General features: G+C 45.4%; 2 protein-coding genes and 1 riboswitch. Both genes read left to right on the plus strand.

Going from position 1 to position 2,837, the window contains the following annotated elements; genetic code table 11:
• Positions 1–95: 95 nt before the first annotated feature.
• Positions 96–210, plus strand: a riboswitch (SAM riboswitch).
• A 250-nt stretch (positions 211–460) separates the two neighbouring features.
• Positions 461–1,768 (plus strand): O-acetylhomoserine aminocarboxypropyltransferase/cysteine synthase family protein, encoded by a 1,308-nt coding sequence (locus DDR33_RS03695; protein ID WP_109414409.1) that lies wholly within the window; start codon positions 461–463, stop codon positions 1,766–1,768.
• Between the two features lie 40 nt (positions 1,769–1,808).
• Positions 1,809–2,837 (plus strand): homoserine O-acetyltransferase family protein (locus DDR33_RS03700; protein WP_109414559.1); only part of this gene is annotated, 1,029 nt, incomplete at its 3' end.

The raw sequence follows: 2,837 nt of genomic DNA on the forward strand, positions 1-2,837 counted from the left end.
CCTTTTAAAAAATAATTTGTTTTTTTAGCCTCAGGCCTTATATTTGCAGCAATTGATATAATTATCAATACTGTCAACACCCCTTAAAAGGTTTTGATTTATAAAGAAGCGGTGAGAGATCAGGCTCTGTGACCCGCTGACAACCTAACCGGAGATCCCGGAAAAGGTGCCAAATCCTGTTCCCGTATATGAATCGGGAGAATATAAATTGTTAAAACCATGAGAATCGATCTGTTATCTTTTACTCCGTCTAAAGGCAAACCTTGCCTGACATTGTCAGATTCGTTACAGAGCTCTGCTGTAACACGAATGCGTCAATTTATTTGCTGCTGTTGTTGCTGACAGCTGCCGGCCTGTATGCTCTCAGGGGCAAATGGAATGGTATAAACTAATTACGCGGGGTTGTTATATAGCCCCTGAACAGTCATCTTTTATTACTCACAATTAAAAATATTTAAAAATGGCATTATCAAACAATCTGAAGTTCGAAACTTTACAGGTACATGCAGGACAGGAAGTAGATCCAACAACAGGCTCACGTGCAGTTCCTCTTTATCAGACATCTTCATACGTGTTTACCAGTTCCGAGCACGGTGCTAATCTTTTTGCGCTGAAGGAATTTGGAAATATCTATACGCGCCTGATGAACCCCACGACCGACGTCTTTGAAAAAAGAATTGCGGCGCTGGAAGGCGGCGTGGGCGCTTTAGCAGTCTCTTCCGGTCAGGCTGCCCAGTTTATAGCCTTGAACAATATTCTTCAGGCCGGCGAAAATTTCATTTCCACTTCATACCTCTATGGCGGTACTTACAACCAGTTTAAGGTTTCATTTAAAAGACTGGGTATTGAGGCACGATTTGCCAAAGGGGATGATCCGCAAAGCTTTGAAGCGCTGATAGACGAAAACACGAAGGCATTTTACCTTGAGACAATAGGTAATCCAGGGTTTAATATTCCTGACTTTGAAAAATTTGCGCAGTTATCACAGAAATATGATATCCCCCTGATCGTGGATAATACATTTGCTGCCGGTGGGTATTTGTTCCGACCTCTTGAGCATGGAGCACATATCGTGGTGGAATCTGCTACAAAATGGATCGGCGGTCATGGCACAAGCATCGGCGGGGTGATTGTTGACGGCGGTACCTATAACTGGGGAAATGGAAAGTATCCGCAGTTTACAGAACCGTCTGAAGGCTATCACGGACTCGTTTTCAATGATGTCTTCGGCATCGGAGGCCCCTTCGGCAATATCCAGTTTATTATCCGCGCGAGAGTTGAAGGCTTACGCGATTTTGGCCCTGCTCCTTCCCCATTCAATTCATTCCTGTTTATCCAGGGTCTCGAAACACTGTCCCTCCGCGTACAGAGGCATGTGGACAATGCATTTGATCTGGCAAAATGGCTGGAGCAGCATCCACAGGTTGATAAGGTAAATTATCCGGGACTTGAGAGCAGCATTTATCATGCTAACGCGAAGAAATATCTAAAGAATGGATTCGGCTCCGTTTTATCTTTTGAAATTAAAGGAGGAAAGGAAAAGGCGATCCAGTTCGTTGATAACCTCGAGCTGACAAGCCACCTGGCGAATGTCGGTGATGCCAAGACGCTGATCATTCAGCCTTCTGCAACCACCCATCAGCAGTTAAGCGAAGCTGACCAGATTGCAGCCGGAGTAACACCTTCGCTTTTACGTGTTTCTGTTGGAATTGAACACATAGACGACATTAAAGCTGATTTCGAACAGGCGTTTGAAAAAATAAAATAACCGCACAGCTGATGAAGCTGCGATGCTATTAACGTACCGGATGAATATTAAAAAATACACATATAATAAGCCTTTCCGCCTGGACAACGGGGCTGAATTACCTCACCTGGAAATAGCCTACCAGACATACGGAAAGCTGAATGAGAAGAAGGATAATGTGGTTTGGGTTTGTCATGCGCTTACCGCTAACTCTGATGTGTTTGACTGGTGGAAAGGCTTATTTGGCGATAATGATCTTTTCAATCCGAAAGATCACTTTATTGTCTGCGCAAATATTCTGGGTTCGCACTACGGAACTACTAGTCCGCTGAGTACAGATCCGACTGCCGGAGAGCCTTATTATCTTTCATTTCCCCGTTTCAACACCAGGGATATGGCTGGTGTGCAGAGGATACTGGCCGACCATCTCGGCATTTCAGAGATTAGTGTGCTGATTGGTGGTTCGCTTGGCGGACAGCAGGCAATGGAATGGGCCATTGAACAGCCAGCCCGTATCAGGCGTCTGATCCTGATCGCTACAAATGCTGTGCATTCTCCATGGGGAATTGCTTTCAATGAAAGCCAGCGGCTGGCACTCTCCGCCGATCCGACATTCGGAAGTAAAGACCCTGATGCGGGTAAAAACGGACTGAAAGCAGCGAGGAGCATTGCCCTGCTGTCTTACCGGAACTATGATACCTATGGCATTTCGCAACAGGAGGTTACGAATGACAAAACGGACGACTTTAAAGCCTCTTCTTACCAGAACTACCAGGGGGAAAAACTTGTCAAACGTTTTAACGCCTATAGCTACTGGTACCTGAGCAAGGCGATGGACAGTCATAATGTGGCCAGGGGGCGCGGACCGGTTAACGAGGTTTTCAGACAGATCAAATCGCAAACTCTCGTAATAGGAATTACCTCCGACCTCCTGTTCCCTCCTTCAGAACAGCGCTTTATTGCAGAGCACATAAACGGAGCGGAATATGTTGAAATTGATTCTTTTTACGGGCATGACGGATTTCTGATCGAGACGGAGATCCTGACAAAAGAAATAGGTAATTTTTTAAAAAGCACAGCCTACGGTAGT

The organism is Pararcticibacter amylolyticus (assembly GCF_003130405.1).
Lineage (GTDB): Bacteria > Bacteroidota > Bacteroidia > Sphingobacteriales > Sphingobacteriaceae > Arcticibacter > Arcticibacter amylolyticus.

Bases quoted from the DNA above. Each gene is read 5' to 3' on its own strand.
- DDR33_RS03695 (WP_109414409.1), top strand. From the start codon at position 461: ATGGCATTATCAAACAATCTGAAGTTCGAAACTTTACAGGTACATGCA.